The sequence below is a fragment of the Micromonospora sp. CA-263727 genome (assembly GCF_050942455.1).
Taxonomy (GTDB): domain Bacteria; phylum Actinomycetota; class Actinomycetes; order Mycobacteriales; family Micromonosporaceae; genus Micromonospora.
Genome location: NZ_CP192031.1, coordinates 841,741 through 866,099 on the forward strand (window position 1 = coordinate 841,741; position 24,359 = coordinate 866,099).

Here is a 24,359-nt window from a genome sequence, read left to right on the forward strand (position 1 = left end):
GTCTCCTCAGTGGCCGAGGGTGGCGAGGAAGTCGGCGGTGCCGGTGGCGGTGCGGTGGAGGTGGGCGCGTAGTCCCATCGCAGTGGCGGCGGTGATGACGGCGGGCTGGTCGTCGAGGACGATCAGCCTGTCCAGATCCGCCCCGAGGCTGCTGGTGATGTGGGTGAAGAAGGCTCGGTCGGGTTTGGTGTGCCCGATCTCGTGGGAGCAGTACACAGCGCGCAGGGCGGTGAGCTGCTGCCGGTAGCGGCGGCGCCAGCTCGCGGCGTGCAGGATGTTGGTGTTGCTGACGCCGACCGGGACGATCCGCTGCGGGTCCAGACGGCGCAGCAGGGCGACGAGGTCGTGGTGCGCGGGACCGTAGATGGCGTTCCAGCCGGCGGTGAGCGCGTGGTCGTCGAGGTCGACGCCCAGCAGGCGGCGCAGGTGCGCCAGGTATTCGCCTGGGGCGATCGTGCCGCGTTCGAAGGCGTCGAACGGGCCGTCGATGGCGAACCGCTCCCGCAACAGCGTCGCGTTGACGTTGGCGAGCGTCGCCCACCGGTTGATTGCCCTGTGGAAGTCGTAGTGGAAGAGCACTCCGCCGAGGTCGACGAGCAGCACGTCCGGCTCAGGCGCGGGCATCGGTGACCTCCTGGCGACGGTAGTGGGCGTCGAGCACGGCGGTATAGCGGGCTTCGATCTGCCGGCGGCGTGGTTTGCCGGTGCGGGTGAGCAGCGTCGGGTCGGCCTGCCAGTCGTCGGTCACGATCAGCACGGCGTGGACGTCGGCCCAGGGCAACGCCCCGGCGTGGTGGGCGGCGCGCAGCCCCTGGCGTAGCGCGGCTTCGGTGTCGGCGCGGCGGTCGGCGGGCCATTGTGCTGCCGTCGGTGCGCTGACCAGCGCGACGGTGTGCGGCCGGTCGTGGCCGATGAGGCAGGCGGCGGCGATGTCGGGCCGAGCGCACAGGTGCGCCTCGACCGGCTCGGGGGCGATGAGCTGACCACGGGCGGTCTTGATGGTGGCGGCGATGCGGCCTGCCAGGCGCAGCCCCTGCGCCGAGGCGGTGACCCGGTCACCGGTGTGCAGCCAGCCGTCGGTGTCGGTGGTGGCGGTGGTGCGGGGCCAGCGGGTGACGTACCGGGCGGCGTAGGGGGCGGCGTAGGGGGTGCCGAGCAGAAGTTCACCGGTGGGACTGGTGCGGGCGCGGACCGGACCGACGGGTGCGCCGAGCAGACCATCGCTGTCGTCGCCGGTGGTGTGGAAGGCGGGCACCGTCGTTTCGGTCAGGCCGTAGGCGCTCGTGGGGTTCAGGCCGAGACGTCGCAGTCCGTCGGCGGTGGCGGGCGGTAGCGCCGCTGCGCCGTTGACGAGCAGGCTCACGGTGCGCAGCGCCACCCGTAGGGTGGTGTCGGCGGTGGCGGCGTGAAGCAGGTCGGCGAGGGTGTGCGGAACGCCGAGGAGGATGTGTGGTCGGGCGTGCCGGATGGCCTGGACGAGGGTGTCCGGGGTGGCCAGGTGCACGGCCACCCCGAACAGACACAGCAGGTGATGGCCCATGATCCGCTGGGCGATGTGCGAGATCGGCAGGTAGGACACCGTGCGGGTCGCGGCGCGGGCCGGGCCGGGCCAGGCTCGGCGCCAGGTGTCCAGGCCGGCGATGAGCCCGGCCTGGGAGATGAGCACGAAGCGGGGTACGCCGGTGCTGCCGGAGGTGGCGATCACACACGCCCCACTCGTGCCGGACGCCGATCGGGCCGCCCGCAGGTGTTCGTCGAGCCGGTGGCAGGCAGACGAGCCGAAGCCGGCCGGGTCAAGCACCGGCACACCTACGGCGCGGCCGGCAGCGACCAGCGTGAGGCTGGGGTCGCGGTCGATCACACAGGCGGGGTTCAGGACCCGCAGCGCCGCGGCGATGTCGGCGTTGGTGGCCCTCTCGGGTAGGGCAGCGGGCACCGCCCCGCACATCAACGCGGCCAAGTCGACCGCGTGCCACACCGGGTCGCAGACCGTGGCCCGCAACGCCACCACGGACCCGGACCGCACGCCGAGCGCGTGCAGTTGCGCGGCGATCCGGCAGGCGGCGGCGAGCAGGTGGTGGCGGCTGATGACTCGCCGATTCATATCGACGAGGGCGGGGGCGTACGGTGCGGCGTCGACGTGGGCGGCGAAACGGGTGAGCAGGCTGGTCATCACAGGTCCCGGGGGCAGTCGCCGGTGAGCAGGTACTGTCCGGCGCGTTGCCGGCCCGCGGTGGACAGCAGGGCATGCTGGGTGATGACGTCCAGATCGCGCAGGCAGTCACCCAGGCCGCTGCTGCGGTAGACGGAGGCGGAGCCAGCGCCGTCGAAGAGCGTCCGGCCCACCTCGCCGGACGACCGGGTCGCTTCCGTGGCGGCCAGCCGCAGATCGACCCGGGCACGGTCGGGCACCGGGCCGGTCAGCGCGGCCGACCAGGCTGCCGCTACCCGGTCGGTGAGGTAGGTGCGGGCCGCGTCGAGTCGGGCTGACGCCTGCGCGAGCGCGATCTGCGCGCCGGGCTGCTCGGCGAGCGTCCCGGCTGCGTGACGGGGCTGATGCCGGCCGGCGGCGTCGAGGAACAGGTCACGGCTGTGCTCGGCGACGCCGACCGCGACGGCGGCAAGACAGACCGCGAGCAGCCCGAAGCGAGGAAACCGCGTCAACGGGGTGCCGCCGTTGACGTCGGTCACGAGGTCGATGCTGTGCGCGGCGGGTACGAGCGCGTCGTCGACGGCGATGGTGGCGCTGTCGGTGCCGCGAAGCCCGTGTGCGTCCCAGTCGTCGACGACGCGCAGCTGGTGGCGGGGCACGCACAGCCACCGGACCAGTGGTTTCGCGTCGGTGCGGTGGATGGTGGCGGCGAGGAATGCGTGGCTGATCTGGTGGGCGCCGGTGACCAGCGGCCATCGGCCTGTCAGCCGCAGGCCGGCGGCGACCGGTCGGGCCGTGCCGGCCGGCTGCGACGACCCGCCGATCAGCAGGCCCGCGTCGGTGTCGGCGTGGATGCGCTGCGCGGCGGCGGGAGGCAGCAGGGACACGAACAGCCCGGCGGGGGCGTGGATCCCGGCCGCCCACCCGGCGTTGGCGTCCACGCGGGCCAGCGTGATGATGGCGTCGATCAGATCCGGTGCCGCGATGCCGGTGCCGCCGAGGGGACGGGGCAGGCAGGACCGGGTCAGACCGGTGTCGCGCAGCGCCTGCCACACCGTGGGGTGCAGCCGGGTGCTGTCCGGGTCCTGGTAGGCGGCGGCGATGCCGGCGGCGTCGGTGACCGCGAGCAGGGTGGCAGTCATGGTGTTCCTTCCGCAACGTGTAGGGCGGTCGAGAGGTGGTCGGCGAGTTCGCTGGCGAGGAAGCCAGGGCCGTGCCGGTCGCGGGCGATGCGGCTGGCGGCCTGGACCAGCCAGCAGCCGATCTCGGCGGCGGCGGCCGGGGCGATGCCGTGGGCGAGTAGCGCGGCGACGGCCCCGGCGAGGACGTCACCGGTGCCGCTCTTGGTCAGCTCCCGAGCGCCGTCCAGCCGGGGCCGTAGGGCGACGCCGGTCGGGGCGGTGATGTGGTCGATCGGCCCTTTGGCGACCAACACGGTGTCCAGGCGGCGGGCAGCGGCGGCGAGGCCGCGTCGGTGCGAGCTGGCGAGGTTCAGGCCGGCGGCCTCGCGGTGGTTGAGCAGCACCACCGCCGGGGCGAGCAGCCGTAGCCGCTCCCAGCCGAGTAGCCCGCCGGCGAGGTTGCCGTCCACGACCACGTGGACCCGTCGCAGCCGCTGACACGCCGCCGCGACTGCGGTCAGCACCTCGGCCGGGTCGGGGTGCCCACCCAGACCCGGCCCGACCAGGACCACCACCTGCCCCCGTGCCGTCTGCTGGCAGCGGCGCAGCAGCTCGTGGCCGGTCCGCTCGACGACCTGACCGGCGTCCGGGCCGAGGTCGTCGGCGCCGCCGGTGTGCAGGTGGACGTCGACGCCCAGGGGTACCGCTCGCGCGTCGGCGGGGACGACCGCACGGACGTCGTCGACCGCGGCACGCAACGCCGCCCGCGCGGCCAGGATCGGCGACCCGGGGTAGCGGGCCGACCCACCCACGACGATCACCTGTCCGGCGTCGCCCTTCGCCCGCCGGGGAAACGGCCAGCCCACCTTGCCCAGGTGACGGGCCAGCCCGGCCATGGCCGCGTCACCGGCGTCCACGATCGAGCTGAGCCCGGCGGTCACCGGGCCACTCCCGCCGCGTGGACCGAAACCGGGGTGTGATGCATACTCTGCGGCGCCGCTCGTTCACAGTGAGACGGGCGGTGTGCCGACCGCCGTCGCCGCGTGGCCGGCGTCCTGCCTCCGCGCAACCCCCAGCTAGCCTCAGGGAGTCTTCGATGACCTCGCGCACGTGGCCGCGACTTATCAACAGCCTGCTGTCCGGGCAGGACCTGACCTCCGAGGACACCCGATGGGCGATGCGGGAGGTGATGCGCGGCGACGTCGATCCCGCCGCGTTGGCCGGGTTCCTGGTGGCGCTGCGCGGCAAGGGCGAGACCGCTGAGGAGATCGGCGGGCTGATCGAGGCGATTCTGTCCGACGCTGTCGCGGTGCCGATCGATCCGGACGCGGTCGATATCGTCGGCACCGGGGGCGACCAGTCCCACACCGTCAACATCTCGACAATGGCGGCGATCGTGATCGCCGGTGCGGGCATCACCGTGGTCAAGCACGGCGGCCGTGCGGTGTCCTCGAAGTCCGGATCCGCCGACGTCCTCGACGCCCTTGGCGTCCCCTTGGACCTGGCGCCGGAGGCCGTGGCCCACTGCGTCCGTGAAGCTGGCATCGGATACCTGTTCGCGCCACACTTTCACGCCGGGCTGCGCCACGCCGCCCCGGTGCGCCGCAGCCTCGGCGTCCCCACCGCGATCAACTTCGTGGCGCCGCTGGTCAACCCGGCCCAGCCCCGCGCCGGCTGCGTCGGCTGTGCCAACGCCCAGCTCGCCCCAGTGCTGGCGCAGGTGCTCGCCGATCGCGGCAGTAGTGCCCTGGTCGTGCGGGGGCACGACGGTCTGGACGAAATCTCCACCGCCGCCCCCACCCAGGTGTGGGTGGCGTCGGGAAAGACCGCGCGTGAAACTGTCCTCGATGCGGCCGATCTCGGCCTGCCCCGCTCCCAACCCGGCGACCTGACCGGCGGCGACGCCGCGCACAACGCGCAGGTCGCCCGCCGAGTCCTCGACGGCGAGACCGGCCCCGTCCGCGACGCCGTGCTGGTCAACGCCGCCGCCGGGATCGCCGCATACCGCGGACTCGACGCAGACCTCACCACCGCCATGACCGCCGGCCTGGCCGAGGCCACCGAATCGATCGACTCCGGCAACGCGCGAGCCGCCCTGCACCGATGGGTCACCGTCGCCGTGGCAGCCCGCCACCGCACCATCTGACCCCCGCCGCCCGGTCACGGCTGACAACCGTGACCGGGCGGCGCCAGCAACGGCCACACCTCGCTGGCCCGTCGGACCTTCGCCCACCGGTCCGCGAGGTCCGCCGCGGCGAGGCCCGAAGGATGCCGTGTCACCCTGCCGGCAAGCGGTACGTGCGGCATCGCCGGCACCTGCCGCTGCACCGTGCGCAACGCCGGCTCCACCGACCACGTCGTCCCGGCGGCCAGATGCCCGGCCGCCTGTGCCACCAGCGCACATCGCTGCGGCCAGTCGCAGAACACGCCCAGCTCACGAACGAGATCAGCGCCGTCCTCAGCCGTGTGGACCATCGTCAACGCCCGGTTCGGGCTACCCGCGACCGCACGCAAGGTGCCCGGCTCACGCACCTGAGGATCGTTCGCGCCCTTGACACCCCTCAGCCTCGACGCAACAGGCGATCCCAGCACCGGCGCGTCGTCGGCTAGCAGCAGCAGCACGCTCGGCCCCAACGCCACGACCGCGTCCAGCAGCCACAACCGCTCCACAGTCGCCCGCTCCAACTCACCGGCCCACAACGCCCGCACACCGCGCCGATCCAGACGCACCACCACACCGGCCACCGGCCGGAACCCCGCCCGCACCACCGCGTCGAGCACCACGTGCGCCACACCGGCCGCGAACGCATCCGGCCGCACCCACAACAGCCCCACCGACGCGGCAAACCGGTACGCCTGCGACTCACCGAGCGTGGTGGACAGAGCCGCCCACGAGTCACGGAAGTAGATGTCCCACTGGGCCGCAGGATCCTTGCTCACCGCGCCGAACTCCTCCCACCGCACCGGCGCGTGAAGATCAGTTAACGGAGCGGCTCTGGAACCTTCACCGCAGGTGGCTGTGGATATCGGTGCCGGCAGCGTAGGCAGCATGATCCGGGCTCCCTCCTGAGGATGCGACGCGAGAACAGTCAGCTCACGTCGGCATCGCCACGACACCACGGCACAGGTGGGCGTCCATAGACGACGAGAGCGCGATCGTCGTGGACATCATCGACAAGGTGCGAGAGTTGTGAATCCGGCACCAATCCAAGACCTTCGTGCGGCACCCTTGATCGCAACGGATCCGCACCTCGACACCAGGCGGAGAAATCGTGACGTCGGCTCCCACACCACCCACGATGGATCGCACGCTCGGCGCTGCCCTCGCCGCCGCCGGCCTGTCCGCACGGGCCCTGATCCGCGAGGTCAACTGGCACCTCGCCGCAGTCGGCCACGACGTGCTACACCCCACCGCCGCCTACCCCTGGCTCAACGGCTCGACCCCCGCGTCCCCCGTTGTCCGCCACGCCGTCGCTGTCGTCCTGACCCGCACCACCGGCACCGCGCACCACCCCACCGACCTGTGGCCCGACGCGACCGACCCATTCACCCTCCTGCGCGCCACCGACGACCTCGTCGGCCCCCGCAGCCTGCGTCGCCTCCTCGACATCTCCGCCGCCTGGACCGCGCTCACCGGCACCCACCAAGGAGCCGTGCAACCCAGCACAGGCCCACTGCTGATCACCAGTGCCCTCGACGCCACCGCCAACCCACCCGCGCAACGGCTACGCCACCCCGCCGTCCACCTGGTCGAGCACGTCCTGCCGCCCATGGCCGCACACCTGGAAGCCAGCCTCGCCGACCTACGACGCCTCGACGACCAAACCGGCGGCGGTGCCGTCTCACACCGATGGGTACGCACCGCGCTCGCAGGAGTCCTCGATCTACTCCGCAGCGCCCAGTACAGCGATGACACCGGCCGCCGACTCCTGCGCACCGCCGGCGGCCTGGCCCAACTCGCCGGATGGATGTGTTTCGACTCCAACCTCAGCGGCCCCGCCCAGCGCTACCACCTGCTGGCCCTGCGCCTGGCCAAAGCATCCGGTGCCGCCGAGGCCGTCGCCAACAACCTCGGCATGCTCGCCTACCAGCTATCCATCACCGGCAACCCCACCGACGCCGTCCGACTCGCCACCGCCGCTACCGACGCCGCCAAGACCTGCGCCCCAGCCGTGCGAGCAAGAGCACTCGGGCGACTCGCCACCGCACACGCCGCCGCGGCAGACCTGCACGCCTACCAGACGGCCGCCGACGCCTGCCACGTCATGCTGAGCCGCGCGATCCCCGACGAAACCCCCGACGACCTCTACTACTACACACCTCGACAACAAGCCGCCGAGCACGGACACGCCCTGGTCGTGCTCGCCGCGACCTACCCGCCCCACGCGCGGAGCCTGCTCACCCAGGCCACCACCCTGCTCACACCGCTGGCCATGAACAACAGCGACGACACCTACCAGCGCTCCGCTCTACTCCACGGCATCCACCTCGCCCGAGCCCACCTGCTCACCCACGACCGACCCGAAGCCATCACCACCATCAACTCCCTCGCCCAACGACTTCCCGGAATCCAATCCGTGCGATGCCGCTCCATGCTGGCCGACCTACGAAACGCCGCCCGACGACACCTACCGACCGCTACCCGAGATGCCGTGGACAAGGCACTCTCGACAGCATGAGCTCGCCCCCGAACACGCACGCCCACCCTGTCGCGCTCGGGCAACCCCGCACACGCCCCCGTCCCTACAGCCACCCCGACGTACAGCACCTACTCCACCGCCTGCACGCCGAACAACTCGCCATGTACGGCCACGCCGACCCCACCGACGACACCCCAGCCAGCGACTACGACCCACCCACCGGCCTGTTCCTCGTCATCTACCTCGACCAACAGTCCGCCGCCTGCGGCGGATGGCGCCGGATTGCAGCCGGCCACGCAGAGATCAAACGCATGTACGTCCGCCCCGAACTGCGCGGCCACGGACTAGGCCGCAGCATCCTGCGACACCTCGAAAGCAACGCCCACGCCGCCGGGGCCAGGCACATCCAGTTGGAAACCGGCCGGCACAACGACCGCGCCCTGCGGCTGTACGCAGCAGCCGGCTACGAACCCACACCCCCCTATGTCCCAGGCCGCGACCCCGCCATCAACCGCGCCCTGCACAAGAACCTCGCGCCGTAGCAGTCGACCGCCGCCGCACACGAAGCCGCCGCGAACACGCCACCCGCCGTCCGCGCGATGGTCGCCGTCCGCAGCAGCCTCGCCCACGCCGCCACCGGTGACGTCACCAGCTACCACCGGACGCGTGACCGCACCCTCGACTCTTGCACGCCACCCCCGACACACCGGCCCCCGCATGGGCCTCATACATCGACCGCACCGAACTCGACGCGATCACCGGCCGCGGCCTCGTCGTCCTCGCCGAGCAGGTACCAACACAACGCAGACAACTGCTCCGCCACGCCGCCGACCTACTCCACGCACGCGCCCACACCAGCCCCACCGACCCGCCACAACGCTCCGCACCACGCCACGGCGCATGGCTCAGCCTGGCCCACCCCGCCGCCGGCGACCTCGACCGCGCCGTCAGCGCCGCCCGGCTCGCCCTGTCCCGCCTACCCGCCGTCAGCTCCGCGCGTAGCGTCGCGCTCCTACTCCGGCTCCACGACGACCTCGCCCCCACTGCCGGACGCTCCCACGCCGTCCGCGACCTCGTCACCGAGCTACGCACTCTGCCCACACCGGCACGACGAACCGCACCACCGTAACGGCGGACAACCCCGGTCGACCTGCGCAAACACCCACGAGCCGCTGCACACCGACAACCAGCCCACCCGCCGCAGCCCGAAAGGGCCGATTGCCATCCGGTCGCTGTGGCCGATGCCCTCCTAACCGCGCTGGACGTGAGCGCCGATAACACCATCCGCATGTTCCAGTGGACTGGGGTGGACTGGGTAGGCATCCCAAAAAACACCAACTCGGAGCCCTTCGGTCAACAGCTCTCTAGGTGAGCGGCGCGATGTCTGGGCGAAGATCGCTGCCGGTGCGGCGGCCAGGTAGATCAGGTTTGGCCAGCTCAGAGACCGGTTGAACCTTGACCGGAAGCAAAGTTGGACCGCAAAGAGGCATTCCCGGATCCGATGCGTTCTGTGATGGTTGATGGGCGGTCGGTTACGTGACGTGGGCGGGATAGCGCGGCGAGGCTGCGCAAGCGCGTTCGGGATTCCCAGATCGTAACGTTCGGTAGTGTCACGTACGAAAGGATCTGTAGTGGAGAATACGGTCGTCGATGATTCGGCGCAGGCGGATGCTCTGCGGCACGCGCTGGTCGAGGAACTCGTTGCTGCGGGCTCGATCGCATCGCCCGAGGTGGTGGCGGCGTTCCGGACCGTACCCCGGCATCTGTTCGCTCCCGAGGTGCCGCTGCAAGAGGCGTACGCGAACGACATCGTCCGCACGAAGCGCGATGAGCACGGGGTGACGATCAGCTCGGTTTCCGCGCCGTGGTTGCAGGCGGTGATGTTGGAACAGGCACAGATCGGCCCGGGGATGTCATGCCTGGAGATCGGGTCCGGGGGTTACAACGCGGCGTTGATGGCGGAGTTGGTCGGGCCGGACGGTGAGGTCACCACGGTCGACATCGACGCCGACGTGACCGAGCGGGCTCGCCGGTTCCTGGACGCCGCGGGGTACGGGCAGGTCAACGTCGTGTTGGCCGATGCCGAGCACGGTGTGCCGCAACATGCGCCGTTCGATCGGATCATCGTGACGGTGGGTGTGTTCGACCTGCCGCCTGCGTGGTGGACCCAGCTGTCGGTTGGCGGTCGGATCGTCGTGCCGCTGCGGATTCGAGGGCTGAGCCGTTCGCTGGCGTTGGTCCGTGACGGCGATCATCTCGCCAGTGTCGGGCACGAGATGGCCGGCTTTGTCGCGGTGCAGGGTGCCGGGGCGCACGCCGAGCGACTGGTCACGTTGCACGGGGAAGAGGTGGGTCTGCGGTTCGATGATGACCAGCCGGTGGAGGTCGAGGCGCTGCGGGCGGCGTTGCGTCAGCCGAATGTGCAGGCGTGGTCGGGGGTGAGGTTCGGTGGGATGGAGCCGTTCGACGGGCTGTTCCTGTGGCTGGCCACCGGCTTGGACCGGTTCTGTCTGCTCAGCCGGGCGCGCACCGATGCTGCCCGAGGGTTGGTTGATCCGGCGTCGCCGATCGCCACGCCCACGCTGTTGAGCCGAGACGGCTTCGCGTATGTCACGTTCCGTGAAGTCGACCCGCAGACGGAAACCTACGAGTTTGGTGTCTACGCGCATGGCCCGGACGCGGAGGGTGCCGCCGCGACGCTGGTCGAGCAGATCCGCGTGTGGGATCGCGACCACAGACACGGCCACGTCGCGCAGATCAACATTTATCCCGCGTCGGTGCCGGTTGCGAGGGCGCCCGGCGTGCGCGTTGTCCCGAAACGGCACACGACCGTCACGATTTCCTGGCCCTGACCGGTGATGGCAGGCCCAGGCGTCCCACTGTCGAGCACAAGGGGAGGAATCCACGTCATGCCCATCACGACCCTGACCGCGCCCGCCACCGTCGGCGAGACGGACACCGACCAGGACCTGTTCGATCTCGACATTAGGCTCATCGAGTCCGGGCCGGTGATCCCGGAACTGCTGCGGAGCACTAGCGACAACTGCGGCAAAACGTGCGCGTCGGCCTGCACGAGCTGTAGGTCCTGACCCGATCCGTGGTGGGTCCGGCACCGGCGGCGCCGGACCCACCGCCACCCTGCGGGAGGGCGCCGGTGTACCAGGTTCTCGACGCGCTGCTGATCCGCGCGTCTACCCACCCCACCGCCTTCGACCTTCCTGCCTGGCCGGATCCGGTCGGCGGCCTCCAGGCGGAGGTCGTGAGTGACTGGCTGACTGCGGTGTGGAGCCGCGGACAGGTCGCGGAGGGCATCACGGCCGCCAGCCCGACACTGGCCGGTCAGGTCGAACGAGTCCGCGCGGGGCTGTGCCGTGATCCGCGTCAGCTCCGCCGAACGGTGGCGTCGGTGTCGCGGTACCTGCTCCGGATGACCGGGCGTAGCACGCCGTTCGCGCTGTTCGCCGGGGTTGCTCCTGCGGGGCTGGGTGCGCAGCCCACGGTGCGGTGGGGCCGGCGGCACCAGCCGATAATCCGAGCCGATGGGGCATGGCTTGCCGCAGTGACCACGTTGCTGGAGGGATGCCCGGCGCTGCTGCGCCGGCTGCCGGTCGTGCTCAACGACCTCGCCGACATCCGTGAGGATCGCGTGCTCGTGCCGTGCCAGCGGCCTCCCACCCACCAGGACCCGCGCGGTGGCGAACTCAACCTGGTTGACGTGTCAGTCCGCCGCACCGCCGCCGTCGCGGCCCTGATCACCTACGCGCGCAACCCCATCGTGGTTGCCGACCTGATCGACAAGCTTCGCACCGACTTCCCGAACGGCGCCGCATCGACAGCCGAGACGGCGATAACGCAACTGGTGCAGACGCGGGTGCTGCTGACCGCGTTGCAGCCACCGATGACGGTCACCGACGGCCTCGGTCATCTGCTGACGCAGCTGGCGTTCGTGGACGCGCAAGCGATCCCCGAGGTAGCGGACACCGTCCAGGCGCTGCGGGCAGTCGCGGACACGATGCGACACCACAATGCCGGCGCATCCGCCGACGGTGGCGTGACCCGACCCTCCGCGCTGGTCGAGCAGATGAATCCGGTGCGCGCTGGCTCGGGCCGGCCGGTCGCGGTCGATCTGAGACTCGACGCCACGGTGACGCTGCCGGACACGCTGATCCGCCACGCCCGTGACGCTGCGGCGGTGCTGACCCGTCTGACGCCGTATCCGCGTGGGATGCCATCGTGGCAGGACTACCACGCCGCGTTCCTGGAGCGCTACGGCGTGGGTGCCGTGGTCCCGCTGGCGGATGTGGTTGACCCGGCGATCGGACTTGGCTTGCCCGCCACCTACCGGGGATCAGACCGATCGGTCGCCGGGCCGCCGGTGAGTGAGCGGGACCGGGGCCTGCTGCGGTTGGCGCAGCAGGCGACTATGGGCGGCGGTGACGAGATCATGCTCGACGAGCGTATCGTCGCCGATCTCGCCGGTCCCGACGCTCGGGTGCAGGTGCCGCCGCATGTGGAGCTGTTCGTCCAGATCCACGCCGGCAGCGCGGCGGCGCTGCGTCAGGACCGGTACACGTTGGTCGTGTCCGGCGCGGCCCGCGCCGTCGGGTCGACCACCGGCCGATTCCTGCACCTGCTTGACCCCGTCGAGCGGACCCGATTCCGGGACGCCTACTCGGCCGTCGCGACGGTGCGCGCCGCAGCGGAGCCTGCTCAGTTGTCGTTCCCGCCGGTGTTGGCATCCTCCGACCACCTCGCCTGCGCTCCGCCGATGCTGCCGATGCTGCTGTCAGCAGGCGAGTTCGTCGACGGGGACGAGCCGATTCGTGTCGACGATCTCGCGGTCGGCGGCGACACCGATGGGCTGTTCCTGGTGTCGCGTCGCCACCGCCGACTGATCGAGCCCACCGTGCTCAACGCTGTCGAGTTCCGCCATTTCAGCCATCCGATGGCCCGGTTCCTCTGCGAACTGCCGCGGGCGCGGGCAGCGGTCTACATGCCGTTCTCGTGGGGAGTTGCGGAAGCGCTGCCGTTCCTGCCTCGTCTCCGATACGGCCGCACCGTGCTCTCCCCGGCCCGGTGGAACCTCACGGCCCGCGATCTGCCACCGCTGGCCGCACCGTGGTCGCAGTGGAAGGACGCGCTCGCCGGGTGGCGGCAGCGGCTCCGCCTGCCTGACCGGGTGTATCTGGTGGAAGCGGACAATCTGCTGCCGCTGGACCTCCGCGAAAACCTGCACCAGGACCTTCTCCGGACCCATCTTGACCGACACGGCCACGCCCGGCTCGACGAAGCCCCACCTCGCCACGCCTACCGGTGGCTCGACGGGCACGCCCACGAAATCACCATCCCACTGACGTCCACCGCGCCGCCCATAAAAGCACCACACATGGCACCGATTCGGACCGTGGGCCGCAACGACGGACACCTGCCGGGTACCGCGTGGCTGTACGCGAAGCTGTACACCGCGGCCGGCCGGACCGTTGAGATCCTTCGCCGGACGCCTGAACTTCTCGCTGGCTGGAACGAGGCCATCGACTGGTGGTACCTGCCCTACCGCGATCCGGAACCCCACCTGCGGCTACGAATCCGGCTACCCCACCCTGGCGCCTACGGCCCCTCCACCGCCCGGGTCGCTGCCTGGGCCGCTCGACTCCGGCACCATCGGCTCGTCGGCCGTCTGCAACTGGACACCTACTACCCCGAGACCGGCCGGTACGGCCATGGTCCGGCGATGACCGCCGCCGAGCAGGTCTTCGCCGCCGATTCCGCCGCCACCCTGGCCGAGCTACAGGCCGCCGGAACAGCGCTCCCGCTGGACGCGCTCGCCGCCGCCAGCCTCGTCGACATCACGGCAGCCTTCACCGGCGACACCGCCACCGGAATGCGGTGGCTCACCACCTACCTGCCGAACGAGCCCATGCCGGCTCCACGAGCCGTCCACACCACCGCCGTCCGCGTGGCCGACCCCACCGACGACTGGGCGGCGCTCCGCACCGCCGATCACACCAGCACCGTGCTGGGCCTTTGGCAGCAGCGCCGCGCCGCCATCGCCGACTACCGAGACCAACTTGCCCCGCAACGCGACCCGCTTTCCGTCCTACCTTCCCTACTACACCTGCACAGCATCCGCCTACACGGCATCGACCCCGATCGCGAACGCCTGGGGCGCCGGCTGGCGCGCGCCTCCGCGCTGCGATGGTCCGCCCTCCAGCCCGCAGAGCCGCGATGAACCCCGTGACTCCACCAACGGCACTGCGGATCGCCAACGAGGTGGCCGCCATCGCCAACCGTCTCGCGGCCGACCCGCCGCCCCGACCGGACCACGCGCAGTCCCTGGCCGACGGAGCCGCCGGAATCGCACTGTTCCACATCGAACGCGCTCTCGCCGGCACCGGCGGATGGGACACGGCCCACCGCTGGCTGAACCTGGCCGTACGCCACGGCGTCCTCGCCACCATCGACAGCAGTCTCTACCGCGGAGCACCCGCCATCGCCTTTGCCGTTCACCTCAGCAACGAGGCCCACACCAGCCGCTACGCCAAGGCCCAAGGCACACTGGACCAGTCAGTCACCGCGCTTGCGCACCACCGCGCCAACCTAGCGTTCGACCGCATCGCCCGCCGAGAGCCGCCGACGATGGCGGAGTACGACATCATCTCCGGGCTCACCGGCATCGGCGCCCACCTGCTTCGCCACGCCCAAGACGATGACGCCCTCCACCGCATCCTGGCCTACCTCGTCCGACTCACCGAGCCAATACGCCACGACGGCACGACGCTGCCCGGCTGGTGGACCGCACAGGACCCGCACGCTTCCATCTCACCCGCCTTCCCCGGCGGCCACGCCAATCTCGGCCTCGCCCACGGCATCACCGGCCCGCTCGCGCTGCTATCCCACGCCAAGCAACGCGGCATCGTTGTCGACGGCCACCTCGACGCCATCGAGCGCATCTGCGACTGGCTGGACACCTGGCGCCAAGACCACGACACCGGCCCCTGGTGGCCCCAATGGGTCACCCACCGGGACCACCGTACCGGCCGACCGACCCAAGCCGTCCCGCTCCGCCCCTCCTGGTGCTATGGCACCCCCGGAATCGCCCGAGCCCAGCAACTCGCCGGCCTCGCCACAGGCGACACCAACCGCCGACACCTCGCCGAACAGGCACTCGTATCCTGCCTCGCCGATCCACGACAACTCCAACAGATCAGCGACGTCAGCCTCTGCCACGGCTGGGCCGGCCTCCTCCTGACAACCTGGCGGACAGCCACTCACGCCGCCACCCCGAAGATCACCGAACACCTACCACACCTCACGGACCAACTGCTCCACCACATCGCAGCGGAACCCCTCAGCGATGGCCTGCTGGAAGGCCACGCCGGCGTCGCCCTCACCCTGTCCGCCATCGCGCACGGCGAACTACCTATCTCCGGATGGGACACATGTCTACTGATCACGTAACAACCGATGCGGAGCAGGACAGACAGCACCGACATGCGGCATCCCGGCCACGGACCGGATCCAGGACGGTAGTCCCGGTGCCGGAGTCGGCGGTACTAGCCCTCCTCACCGGAACGCCGGCATCCACCGCAGCCGCCCACGCGGCGGTCCCCGTCGCCGAACTCATCGAGGCGGCCGAGCGGTATCAGGACGCGGGACGTGCAGCCCTCACCACGCGCGCAGCAGCCAGCAACTGGTACCAAGCCAACCTCGTGTTCCCCGACCGGGGCACCGCCGAGCGCACCATGGCAACGCTTCTCGGTCCGAAACTGCGGCAGGCCCAAGCATCAGGCACCACAGCGTCGTGGTGGTACATCCGCAAGACCCCGTACTGGCGCCTCCGGCTTCGCGCCGACCAGCCCCACCCCGAGCAACTACGACGGCTCACCGCCGACCTGCTCGATCCGCTGACAGCACAAGGGTCCATCACGACCTGGTCGACAGCCATCTACGAGCCCGAGACCTGGGCATTCGGCGGCCCCACCGGTATGGAGGCGGCGCACCACTTCTTTCACGCCGACAGCACCCACATCCTCACCTACCTCAACCACACCCTCGCCCAGCGAGACCCACAACCGGCTGCACTCGGCCGCCGAGAACTGTCCCTGCTGCTCTGCACCGCGCTGCTCCGCGCCGCAGACCAGGACTGGCACGAACAAGGCGACGTCTGGCATCGCGTCCAGCAGATGCGCCCCCTGGACGCCAACATCCCACGCGACCAGCTGCCCAGCACCGCCGACAAAGTCCACCGCATCCTCACCCTCGATACGGAACAAACCGACTTGTCGAGCGAAGGTCACGACCTGCTCGACCCGGTACGGCCATGGCTCGCCGCCACGAACGAGACCGGCGAAGCTCTCCGCAACCTCGCGCACACCGGCGTTCTACGCCGAGGACTCCGCGACGTGCTCGCCCACCACGTGATCTTCCACTGGAACAGGCTCGGCCTCACCACCCCCGCACAGGCGATACTCGCTCATTGCGCATCCACCGTCATCCTGCACACCGGCAGCCCTCCGGCACAGGCTTGACGTCAATGTGGCCCGAGCCTGACGATCCCGCCGTCGTCGACCGAATGCGCGCAGCGCACACCCACTCCCGCACGCTGCTCCACGCCGACCTGACCGCCAACCCCCGTGAGGCATGGGGCTGGCACGGCCGCACACTCGGCGCGCCCGTCACCACAGCCGAAGGACCCGCATGGCTCAGGGTCGCCAGCGCCCCGACCGATCAGATCATCGACACCTTCTGGAACGGCACCATCGAGGCACAACGATCACTTCCCCCATCGATACCACGACCAAAGCTCCTGCGCTGGCACGACTGGACCGACAGAACCTGGACGTATCGAAGCGAGCTGCACGAGTACGTAAACGCCGACACCCTCGCCGCCCACGCGGTCGTCACGACCCCACCGAGCATCCCGTCCCCATGGTGGACCGCGGCGCGTACGGCGCTGAAAACCATCGCCACGGTCAACACCACCCGCGTCACCATCCAACCCGAGTTCCTCGCCTGGGCAATGCCGCACTACCTCGACATCTCCGCCAGCGACCACACGAGGCATCCCTGGACAACCGCGCACGGCGACTTCCACTGCGCCAACCTCTGCGCGCCCGAACTCCACATCCTCGACTGGGAGGGCTGGGGACTCGCCCCAGCCGGCTACGACGCCGCCACGCTACACACCTACAGCCTGCTCACACCGGCCACGAGCGCCGACATCACCCGCGAACTAGCCCACCTGCTACACGGCGCTATCGGCCGGTACGCCGAACTGACAGTCATCACCGAACTCCTACACGCGGCCACCAACGGAACCACTCCTGCACTCGCTGAGCCGCTCCGCCGCCGCGCCGCGGCGATACTGGCGCAACGTTGAGCTACAACGGAGTGGCGGGGGCCGTACCACGCAAACCGCCCGACACCGGTCGCCGGTGATCCCCTGCCTAAGAACCTGGCCAGATCAAGGCCGAAGCACTCCGCTTCGCAATGCTCTCGGCTGGCCGCGTTGCCCTCGGTGAGGTGCCTGGGCTGGCAGCTTCCTCCGGCCTGATGTGCCACGCCCTGACCTATAGCCGATGCCCATCAGTCAGGTAACAAGCCACAGCGAAGTGTCGATGCAACTCGGCCATCGTTTCCACGGTGAGGTCGGCGCCTGCTTCCGTCAGCACCTCCGATGATGCTAGTGATGCGAATCCGGCAACCCGCATGCCAGCCGCTTTTGCGCCACGAACGCCAAAAGGGCTGTCTTCGACCACAAGGCATGACTCAGGTGGGACGCCGAGGCGTTGCGCGGCCAGCAAGAAGAGGTCTGGTGCCGGTTTTCCGCGAGCTACCATTGACGCGCTGTAAAGATGCTCGCCGAAATGGTTGATGAGTCGACTTGTGGTCAGCCGCAGACGAATCTCGGTTGGCGTTCCACTGGAGGCAACGCACATTGGGTAATTGTTTTCGGCGAGCCATTGCAGTAGAACCGGCACATCTTGAACGGCCTGTAGGCTCTGCTGTTGATCGAGCACCCGCTTTTCGTATTCGGCTGCGAAGTCGAAGGAGATGGGCGCGCCAAGCTGACCTTCGAGTTCCGCCACGCATTCGTCTGTGGAGCGGCCCATATAGAGACGTACGCTATCCATGAACGAAGTGTCGACTCCGGCGAGAGTCGCCAGTTGGGCGAACACCTCGTTGTTTATGTTCTCCGAGTCGACCAGCACACCATCGCAGTCGAATACAACGGCTTTGACCTCGTCAAAGGGTAGAAGCGACGACGTCACGGTGCCGACTCGCCATACGGGATAGAGCGCGTAGCACCCGAAGTGGCGAATCTGTTGCCGGTGACTTGCATCAGAGGGTGGATGTCGCCCGTCGGAGTTCCGTTCTCATCGAAGTCGTCTCTACTGAACGTTACGCTCGTGATCTCCCCGACGAACACGCCATGATCTCCGCCGGCGTCAACCTCTTGAATTGTGCGGCAGGTGAGCCACCCGAGCCCATCCGTCAGGGCGGGCGCTGGGAGATCAGGGGCATAGCGGATCTCAAGGCCGCTGTCGGCCAGCTTAGCGGATATATCGGCGTAATCGAACCGTGAATACCGGGCGCCCAGTTTCCATACCCCGTCGAGCTGCTCGGCCTTAGGGACTGAGACGGTAAACTCCTCCGTGGTGGCAAGGTTTTCGTACGTTGTCCATTGCCTGAAGACGGCCAAGACGATGAGCTGTGGGCTTGTCGAGATTGATGTCACGTTAGATACTGGAATCAGGTTTGGTTGACCCTGTGGACTTCGAGTTCCTATAAGATAAGCGATTCGTGGTGCCAAAAGACGGTGCGCTCTTGTCAATTTTCCGGGACGCATAGTCATGTCAGCATCGCCTTTCGCTGAACGGTCGTGCCTAAAAAGTTGCGCGTCTGCTCTCTCAGGTCGGTAGCGGTGGAATTGCCCTGGAATCGGGAATCACTTAACCGGTCCGCTAACGCACCAAAGACTTGAGCAAGCTGGTTTATGCGCTGACCCTCGGCGAGGGCGAGGACGGGAGCGAGCGCGGCTGCCGCGGCCTCCGGACCGCCATCGTCGGCCAGGGACTCGATGTGGGCAAGTGCGAGGTGACTTCTACTCAGAGCCCAACTGATGGGCCATGTATGCATCCCCGTCGGGGGTGTATCGCCGTAGCCGAGTTCGCGCACGTACGATTCTGCGGTTGCGCAGTCTCCAAGAAGTGAGTAGGTGACCGCCGAATAATAGTTCCGTCGCCCCGCCGGGAATGTAAAGATTGCACCGAGATCTTGCAGCTCCGAAGTAGAGCTGGCACTGTGCGTGTCGCTTTCGAGCAAGAGTTGCTGATTGGCGGCTTCCGCGTGTCTTCCGAGTTGTGCAAGAGCGCGGACGCGCAGACCCCGTAGCCGATGCGAGTCGCTTCGGTTGCCTGAGTCGTGTCTTGCGTGCTTCAGGGCCGCGTCGGGTCGGTCGCGCCACAAGTCGATCATGGCTTTGGTGCAGTTCACCCAACCGATCAACTCCGGGTGCTCGGCGCGATCCGCAAAAACGGCTGCGGTTTCAGCATGCATCATCCCAGCAGCCGGCTCTCCGAAGTCGTGTGAAGCGGACGCGAGCAAGAGGAATGATGCAGCCTGGAGTACATAAAGTTCCCGAGTGTCGCTAACTGAAAGTCCACCATTTCGATGGATCGGCGTCAGTATCCTCTGCACGGTGAGGGCTGCTCGAAGGGCGGCGGGTAGATCAGAGGTTGTGACGTAGCCAGCCGCCGCTTCGCGGAAGTAGGCCCTCGCTAACCCAAGCGTGTCACGCGCGCTACCTGGGCCGAGTTCCCTAACCAGCTCCACGGATTCGGACGCAAGACTCCACAAATACGTCTTCGATAGTCTAGGCGTTGGGGATGCTGCCGTTATCGGACTACCAAAGGCGTCAAATCTGATACCACTTCTCACCAACGATGCAGCGGGCCGGCTCGTCATTGCGAGGAAGCCCAGGCCATCCGTCGAAATCGGATTCGTGCGAGTCTGCCCGAGCTGATCGGGTATAGGCGCGTCGCCCGAGTCGCCGGGGCTGTTGCCGTCGACAAGCCTGACGACTTCCGTTTGTGATGGAGCGCGGCGGTCTATGCCTGCAGCAGAGTGGATGGGAGGGTCTGGCGGGTCGGCGGTGTCGGCTAGGCTGGGGGTGTCGCTGTGGCGTTGGGGGTAGAGTCCGAGGTCTTTGTCGGTGGCGACGTCGAAGAAGGCGCGTAGTGCGGCTCGGCGTAGGTTGCTGGACCAGTGGGTGTCTCCGCGTTCTAGTTTGCCCACCCACCGGAAGTCGACGGTGTGGTACTTCAGGTCCTCACGGTCGGGGTACAGCTCGTGTAGCTTCGCGTTGACGCCTTCGGCCACCTCGGACCGGGTCATGCACACGTCCGGGAAGCGAGGCGAGGGAAGACGACTACGCAGCGCTATCAGCCTGTCGTTCGGTCTTGCCGCTGTTCGTGGGCAGTGGGCCACCCGCGTCTCCTCTCCGACCGTAACTTGCTGCTGCGAGGCGGTTGGCTACGCAACGTGGTGCCAGCACCGGAACGGCACCCAGCATGCCGAGGCAGACGCGCTCTTCGCTACCCCGCTGCGCCGTCTGCACACGGATGGCCCGCCGAGCTGGAACTGCTCTGTTGCCTCTGGCCAACAGTAACGTTTGTGCTAACCGGACGTGTGCGGCGTCGGCGGCGGGGTTGACCTGTAGCAGCGCGACGCCTTGGGCCCGGTGATGGTCGCGGCTATGGCGTGGGGTTGCTGGAGAAGGGTCGGAGGAGCAACAGGTCGAGGACCGGCTCGTTGGGACTGGTGCGGTACGGACCGATATAGCGGTAGCCCAGGCGTCGGTAGAAGCGCTGTGCCTTGCTGTTGGGCATGGTTAGCAGCGACGCCCACTCGGGTCGCAAAGCGTCCAGGATCGCTGCGTGGATGCGGGTTCCGATGCCGTGGCCGTGCCACCGGCGGCAGACCGCCAGCTCGCAGATTCCCACGAGGGAATCGGTGGTCTGCGCCGCCTCCGTGATCGTGGGCAGCAGGTCCTTGCCGAACCAGTAGGCGGGCGAACAGGGGAAGCCGTACCCGAAGCCGATGCATCGCTCGGCGCTGTGGGTGGTGATGAGGGTGAAGTCATCACGGGTGGCGTGGCCGATGATTTGACGGCGCAGCGTGTCGGGGTTGAAGCCGGCCGCCGCGATGTCCTGGTCGTCGGTGTGGGCATCGGCCCATACTGCGGTGAGCGTGTCGAGGAGCCCGTCGACCGCTGTGGCGTTGTGGCGACGGGTGATTGTGCCGGGCGGCTCGTTCTTCACGCTGGCGTTGCCGCTCGATGAAGGTCGAGGTAACCGGCGACGCTGCGGGTGCGTTCGTAGGGCGACAGCACGCTGGCGACGGTGTCGAGGGCACGCCGGAGGCGGTCGGACTTGACATCGGACAGATACCCGAGCGCCCGTAGGGCAGCGTCGACTGCCGCGTCGAGATCCGGACGTGGCTTGCGTGCGTGATGCAAAGCGATGTCGACGGTGTAGAGGGCCCGATTGCGGGCGTGGTCGGCAGAGAAGAGCATGACGGTCTGCTCGGCGCCGGCGCAGGCGCGTTCGTACTGACCGAGGTCGGCCCTGCACAGGCTCTCCAGACCGGCGAGTTCGGCCGGCACGAAGAATTCGAGCCAGTCGGGGTCGGCGTCACTAGGGCCCTGACTGTAGAGATGCCAGGCGCGCACCAGTGCCCTTTCGGTCAGGGTTCGGTCGCTCTGGAGCGCCCAGCCGCGGGCCTCGCGCATCGCCAGCAACGACAGCCACCGAGGCGACCCGAGCTGGGCGGCGGCGCGTTGGGCGACCTTGGCGGTGCTGACCGCTTCGCGTGGGTGATCGGTCGACGCGGCAAGCAGGGACAAGCAGCCGAAGGCATGCGCTTCCAGAGCCGGATCGTCGGCGTGCCTCGCGCAGACGAGGGCTTCGGTGTACAGCGCGCGGGCGTCCGTTGTCCTGCCCGAGTCGAGTGCGAGCCAGCCGGCGGTCACCGACAGTGCGCCGGTGGCCAGTTGCAGTCGGCGTCCTACCTGTTCGCCGTAGCGGCCGTCGCGAAGCCATCTGTTCGCTTGAGCCACGGCTGTTATGGCGAGCTGGTTGAGTTCGACGGCACCGTACCGTCGGTCCTGGGCGTACAGGCGTTGCTCGACTTCCAAGATTGTCTGTACGTGCCAATCGTCCAGTTGCCCGCCGGCGTTGTTGGTGGCTGGCCCGGCGGCTCCAGCGAATACCATGGCTGCGGCCATGCTGCTAAGTCCGCTGAAGAGTTCTCGGCGACGAAACTGGCGGTTGCATGCGCCCTCTGGGTGAATTCGATCATCCACGCATGCCGTTGGCGTGGGGCTGCTTGGCCCCCGATGCACTCGTGCAGACCGGTCAGCGCGAAGGTATGGAGCGTGAAGGGCTAGGTCTGCGGGGCGGGTGGGGCCCTCTGGTGGGATGTCGAACGTGTCGAGGGACGCGCGGACTACAGCGAGGCCAGCGGTGCCGGGTGACCTGGGTTCGTTCGGCTGTTGTTGGATTGGTGTTGCTGGTGCCGGGGCAGGGCTGTCGTCGGCTAGGTTGGGGGTGTCGCTGTGGCGTTGGGGGTAGAGTCCGAGGTCTTTGTCGGTGGCGACGTCGAAGAAGGCGCGTAGTGCGGCTCGGCGTAGGTTGCTGGACCAGTGGGTGTCTCCGCGTTCTAGTTTGCCCACCCACCGGAAGTCGACGGTGTGGTACTTCAGGTCCTCACGGTCGGGGTACAGCTCGTGTAGCTTCGCGTTGACGCCTTCGGCCACCTCGGACCGGGTCATGCACACGTCCGGGAAGCGAGGCGAGGGAAGACGACTACGCAGCCCTACCAGCGTGCCGTTCTGCTCCTTCTGCTTCTTCTGCTCCTCGCCGTTGGCTCCCGCTGCTGCGGCTTGACGTGGCACCGAGACCCACCCCCTAGTGACTCCGCCGCAGATCTCCGTTGCTGAAGTAGACGCTGAACCGAGAAGATCGTGGCCCAATTGTCGGGCAGCGAAGGGCGTTGTGCAACTGCGGATTGCACTGAATCTCTGCACCGGAGGCAGGCTGCGTATGTTCGGCGACGGTCAGGCGTAGGCTGGGTCGAGGCGGGGCCCAGCGCCCCAGCCGCTACGAGCTACATGCCGATGCCACCCCTGCGGATTTCGCCGATGAACCGTCGCCACGCACTTCGGTTGAATTCAAGGATCCCGCCCTCGCGATCCTTAGAGTCACGGACGGCTGCGTGGCTAGCGACCGTACTGACTTCGACGCAGTTGCCGCCGCCATCACTGCGGCTGGAAGTCCGCCAGTCGTCGTAGCTGATGTGACTCATCACGCTCCTTTACTCGGATTGAGTTGGTCTGCTGCGGCAGTTAGTATCCGCAAGCTTTCGGCTGGTTCAAGCGACGCGACTCTGAGGCGACTATGGAGCTGACGGTAAGCGTCGACCTCATCTGGCTCGGTGAGAACAAGATCCATCGTCAGTGTCTCGACCGCAACAGCCCGTGTCGCCTGCTGGTCAGCATAGCGGTAGATGGAGTAAGCCGAACGCGGCGCGCTGTAGCTGGTGATATTGGGATGGCTTGGCAGGATCCGCACACTTATTCGCTTTGGGTGGGCGGCGCAGAGGTCGGCGATGTGGCGCAACTGGTCCGCGATGATAGAAGGCTCAGCCGCTCGGTATCGAACTGCCGACTCGTCGAGGACTAAATCGTACGCCGCTCCGGCGTCATTCAGGAGCAGCTTCTGGCGACGGGTGCGGGCGGCGACGGCGGCGACGGGATCGAAGTTGTCGGGTTGCCGGGCAGGATCGCTGCGCATCCTCGCGTCGGCGTACTCTGCAGTTTGCAGTAGACCCGGTATCAATGCGAGAGCATATTCACTAATCGCTTGGGTGCCGCTTTCCAGGTCGGCGTAGCGCGCTTGGCGGTGGCCGATGCGTGCCTCGTCCGTCATCCACCAGCCGGTCGCCCAGCCATCTGCCGCGCCAGCCATGAGGGCCTCGCGGCGCTTGATACTCAGCTGCAGGTATTCACAAATGCACTCGATTAGGTCGATGTCTGGGCCGCGTCGTCCATTTTCGAGGGCGCTCAACTGCTGGCGGGGGAATCCCACGGCACGGGCTAGTTGTTCACTGCTGTAGCCGTGTTCGTCGCGGAGGCACCGGATCTCTTTCCCGAGCCAACGGCGGCGGACGTACGGGCTTGGGCCGCTCACCTTTTCCTCCTTATTGCTTGCGCGTCCTGGTCGGCGCGCTGTGTCCGCCAGATGCGTGGCCGACTGTAGCGCATGCTGACGCTGGCTCAGCTTGCCTCTGTGGCTACGGGAGGACGTTCACGCAGGTCGGGGCCGGGTTGGAACGTAGCTGGACCGCAAGATGGGCGGTAATTCGGCATTCCCAAAGCCGCGGTGA

At 68.4% G+C, this 24,359-nt stretch carries 22 protein-coding genes; 10 read left to right on the forward strand and 12 right to left on the reverse strand.

Translation table 11 applies throughout. The features are described 5' to 3' along the window. Window positions 1–6: 6 nt before the first annotated feature. Genes ACQPYA_RS04020 through ACQPYA_RS04035 form a run of 4 tightly spaced genes read right to left on the reverse strand, consistent with a single transcriptional unit; the run spans window position 7 to window position 4,214 of the window. Window positions 7–624: an HAD family hydrolase gene (locus ACQPYA_RS04020; protein WP_433531285.1), complete on the reverse strand. Its 618-nt coding sequence runs from the start codon at window positions 622–624 to the stop codon at window positions 7–9. Then, a complete protein-coding gene (locus ACQPYA_RS04025; protein ID WP_433531286.1) occupies window positions 611–2,173 on the reverse strand; it encodes an AMP-binding protein in 1,563 nt (520 codons plus the stop codon). The genes ACQPYA_RS04020 and ACQPYA_RS04025 overlap by 14 nt, the downstream gene beginning before the upstream one ends. Further along, entirely contained in the window at window positions 2,173–3,294 is a 1,122-nt protein-coding gene (locus tag ACQPYA_RS04030) for a hypothetical protein (protein ID WP_433531287.1), read from the reverse strand. The genes ACQPYA_RS04025 and ACQPYA_RS04030 overlap by 1 nt, the downstream gene beginning before the upstream one ends. Next, entirely contained in the window at window positions 3,291–4,214 is a 924-nt protein-coding gene (locus tag ACQPYA_RS04035; protein ID WP_433531288.1) for an NAD(P)H-hydrate dehydratase, read from the reverse strand. Before ACQPYA_RS04035 ends, ACQPYA_RS04030 begins: the two co-directional genes overlap by 4 nt. Before the next feature lie 155 nt (window positions 4,215–4,369). Between ACQPYA_RS04035 and trpD the strand changes: the two genes are divergently transcribed. Further along, entirely contained in the window at window positions 4,370–5,419 is a 1,050-nt protein-coding gene (trpD, locus tag ACQPYA_RS04040) for an anthranilate phosphoribosyltransferase (RefSeq protein ID WP_433531289.1), read from the forward strand. Between the two features lie 14 nt (window positions 5,420–5,433). Here the strand turns inward: trpD and ACQPYA_RS04045 are convergent, their stop codons facing one another. Then, a complete protein-coding gene (locus ACQPYA_RS04045) occupies window positions 5,434–6,213 on the reverse strand; it encodes a nucleoside-diphosphate kinase (RefSeq protein WP_433531290.1) in 780 nt (259 codons plus the stop codon). A gap of 359 nt (window positions 6,214–6,572) precedes the next feature. Here ACQPYA_RS04045 and ACQPYA_RS04050 point away from each other — a divergent pair, with 359 nt between their 5' ends. The 9 genes from ACQPYA_RS04050 to ACQPYA_RS04090 all read left to right on the forward strand — a co-directional run bounded on the left by ACQPYA_RS04050 (window position 6,573) and on the right by ACQPYA_RS04090 (window position 17,292). Further along, the gene (locus ACQPYA_RS04050) at window positions 6,573–7,952 is read left to right on the forward strand and encodes a hypothetical protein (protein ID WP_433531291.1); all 1,380 of its coding nucleotides are present in this window, start codon (window positions 6,573–6,575) and stop codon (window positions 7,950–7,952) included. After that, complete coding sequence (locus ACQPYA_RS04055) at window positions 7,949–8,455, forward strand: GNAT family N-acetyltransferase (RefSeq protein ID WP_433531292.1); 507 nt, start codon at window positions 7,949–7,951, stop codon at window positions 8,453–8,455. The genes ACQPYA_RS04050 and ACQPYA_RS04055 overlap by 4 nt, the downstream gene beginning before the upstream one ends. 143 nt (window positions 8,456–8,598) lie before the next feature. After that, complete coding sequence (locus tag ACQPYA_RS04060; RefSeq protein ID WP_433531293.1) at window positions 8,599–9,042, forward strand: hypothetical protein; 444 nt, start codon at window positions 8,599–8,601, stop codon at window positions 9,040–9,042. Window positions 9,043–9,544: 502 nt separating this feature from the next. After that, window positions 9,545–10,765, forward strand: a complete 1,221-nt coding sequence (gene fxlM / locus ACQPYA_RS04065) for a methyltransferase, FxLD system (RefSeq protein WP_433531294.1) — start codon at window positions 9,545–9,547, stop codon at window positions 10,763–10,765. A gap of 57 nt (window positions 10,766–10,822) precedes the next feature. Continuing rightward, entirely contained in the window at window positions 10,823–11,002 is a 180-nt protein-coding gene (locus ACQPYA_RS04070) for an FxLD family lanthipeptide (RefSeq protein WP_433531295.1), read from the forward strand. Between the two features lie 65 nt (window positions 11,003–11,067). Further along, a complete protein-coding gene (locus ACQPYA_RS04075) occupies window positions 11,068–14,142 on the forward strand; it encodes a lantibiotic dehydratase (protein WP_433531296.1) in 3,075 nt (1,024 codons plus the stop codon). Then, window positions 14,139–15,371 carry a lanthionine synthetase C family protein gene (locus tag ACQPYA_RS04080; RefSeq protein WP_433531297.1) on the forward strand — a complete coding sequence of 411 codons (1,233 nt, stop codon included), beginning with the start codon at window positions 14,139–14,141 and terminating at the stop codon, window positions 15,369–15,371. The genes ACQPYA_RS04075 and ACQPYA_RS04080 overlap by 4 nt, the downstream gene beginning before the upstream one ends. Before the next feature lie 77 nt (window positions 15,372–15,448). After that, window positions 15,449–16,441, forward strand: coding sequence for a thiopeptide-type bacteriocin biosynthesis protein (locus ACQPYA_RS04085; RefSeq protein WP_433531298.1), 993 nt, complete (start codon window positions 15,449–15,451; stop codon window positions 16,439–16,441). Window positions 16,442–16,485: 44 nt separating this feature from the next. Then, on the forward strand, window positions 16,486–17,292 hold the full coding sequence (locus ACQPYA_RS04090; protein WP_433531299.1) for a phosphotransferase: 807 nt from the start codon (window positions 16,486–16,488) through the stop codon (window positions 17,290–17,292). Window positions 17,293–17,482: 190 nt separating this feature from the next. On the opposite strand, the gene ACQPYA_RS04095 is transcribed toward ACQPYA_RS04090, so the two are convergent. The 7 genes from ACQPYA_RS04095 to ACQPYA_RS04125 all read right to left on the reverse strand — a co-directional run bounded on the left by ACQPYA_RS04095 (window position 17,483) and on the right by ACQPYA_RS04125 (window position 24,163). After that, window positions 17,483–18,184, reverse strand: a complete 702-nt coding sequence (locus tag ACQPYA_RS04095; protein WP_433531300.1) for an HAD family hydrolase — start codon at window positions 18,182–18,184, stop codon at window positions 17,483–17,485. Next, window positions 18,181–18,768 (reverse strand): flavin reductase family protein, encoded by a 588-nt coding sequence (locus tag ACQPYA_RS04100; RefSeq protein ID WP_433531301.1) that lies wholly within the window; start codon window positions 18,766–18,768, stop codon window positions 18,181–18,183. The genes ACQPYA_RS04095 and ACQPYA_RS04100 overlap by 4 nt, the downstream gene beginning before the upstream one ends. Further along, window positions 18,765–20,309: a hypothetical protein gene (locus tag ACQPYA_RS04105; RefSeq protein ID WP_433531302.1), complete on the reverse strand. Its 1,545-nt coding sequence runs from the start codon at window positions 20,307–20,309 to the stop codon at window positions 18,765–18,767. The genes ACQPYA_RS04100 and ACQPYA_RS04105 overlap by 4 nt, the downstream gene beginning before the upstream one ends. 359 nt (window positions 20,310–20,668) lie before the next feature. Continuing rightward, complete coding sequence (locus ACQPYA_RS04110; protein WP_433531303.1) at window positions 20,669–21,235, reverse strand: GNAT family N-acetyltransferase; 567 nt, start codon at window positions 21,233–21,235, stop codon at window positions 20,669–20,671. Beyond that, a complete protein-coding gene (locus ACQPYA_RS04115; RefSeq protein WP_433531304.1) occupies window positions 21,232–22,200 on the reverse strand; it encodes a hypothetical protein in 969 nt (322 codons plus the stop codon). Before ACQPYA_RS04115 ends, ACQPYA_RS04110 begins: the two co-directional genes overlap by 4 nt. A gap of 881 nt (window positions 22,201–23,081) precedes the next feature. Next, window positions 23,082–23,279 carry a DUF397 domain-containing protein gene (locus ACQPYA_RS04120; RefSeq protein WP_433531305.1) on the reverse strand — a complete coding sequence of 66 codons (198 nt, stop codon included), beginning with the start codon at window positions 23,277–23,279 and terminating at the stop codon, window positions 23,082–23,084. Continuing rightward, window positions 23,279–24,163: a helix-turn-helix domain-containing protein gene (locus tag ACQPYA_RS04125; RefSeq protein ID WP_433531306.1), complete on the reverse strand. Its 885-nt coding sequence runs from the start codon at window positions 24,161–24,163 to the stop codon at window positions 23,279–23,281. The genes ACQPYA_RS04120 and ACQPYA_RS04125 overlap by 1 nt, the downstream gene beginning before the upstream one ends. Window positions 24,164–24,359 lie beyond the last annotated feature (196 nt).

Bases quoted from the DNA above. Each gene is read 5' to 3' on its own strand.
- ACQPYA_RS04120 (WP_433531305.1), bottom strand. From the start codon at position 23,279: ATGAGTCACATCAGCTACGACGACTGGCGGACTTCCAGCCGCAGTGAT.
- ACQPYA_RS04055 (WP_433531292.1), top strand. From the start codon at position 7,949: ATGAGCTCGCCCCCGAACACGCACGCCCACCCTGTCGCGCTCGGGCAA.
- trpD (WP_433531289.1), top strand. From the start codon at position 4,370: ATGACCTCGCGCACGTGGCCGCGACTTATCAACAGCCTGCTGTCCGGG.
- ACQPYA_RS04090 (WP_433531299.1), top strand. From the start codon at position 16,486: ATGCGCGCAGCGCACACCCACTCCCGCACGCTGCTCCACGCCGACCTG.
- ACQPYA_RS04050 (WP_433531291.1), top strand. From the start codon at position 6,573: ATGGATCGCACGCTCGGCGCTGCCCTCGCCGCCGCCGGCCTGTCCGCA.
- ACQPYA_RS04105 (WP_433531302.1), bottom strand. From the start codon at position 20,309: ATGACCCGGTCCGAGGTGGCCGAAGGCGTCAACGCGAAGCTACACGAG.
- ACQPYA_RS04030 (WP_433531287.1), bottom strand. From the start codon at position 3,294: ATGACTGCCACCCTGCTCGCGGTCACCGACGCCGCCGGCATCGCCGCC.
- ACQPYA_RS04070 (WP_433531295.1), top strand. From the start codon at position 10,823: ATGCCCATCACGACCCTGACCGCGCCCGCCACCGTCGGCGAGACGGAC.
- ACQPYA_RS04080 (WP_433531297.1), top strand. From the start codon at position 14,139: ATGAACCCCGTGACTCCACCAACGGCACTGCGGATCGCCAACGAGGTG.
- ACQPYA_RS04115 (WP_433531304.1), bottom strand. From the start codon at position 22,200: ATGGCCGCAGCCATGGTATTCGCTGGAGCCGCCGGGCCAGCCACCAAC.
- ACQPYA_RS04100 (WP_433531301.1), bottom strand. From the start codon at position 18,768: ATGACTATGCGTCCCGGAAAATTGACAAGAGCGCACCGTCTTTTGGCA.
- ACQPYA_RS04025 (WP_433531286.1), bottom strand. From the start codon at position 2,173: ATGACCAGCCTGCTCACCCGTTTCGCCGCCCACGTCGACGCCGCACCG.
- ACQPYA_RS04020 (WP_433531285.1), bottom strand. From the start codon at position 624: ATGCCCGCGCCTGAGCCGGACGTGCTGCTCGTCGACCTCGGCGGAGTG.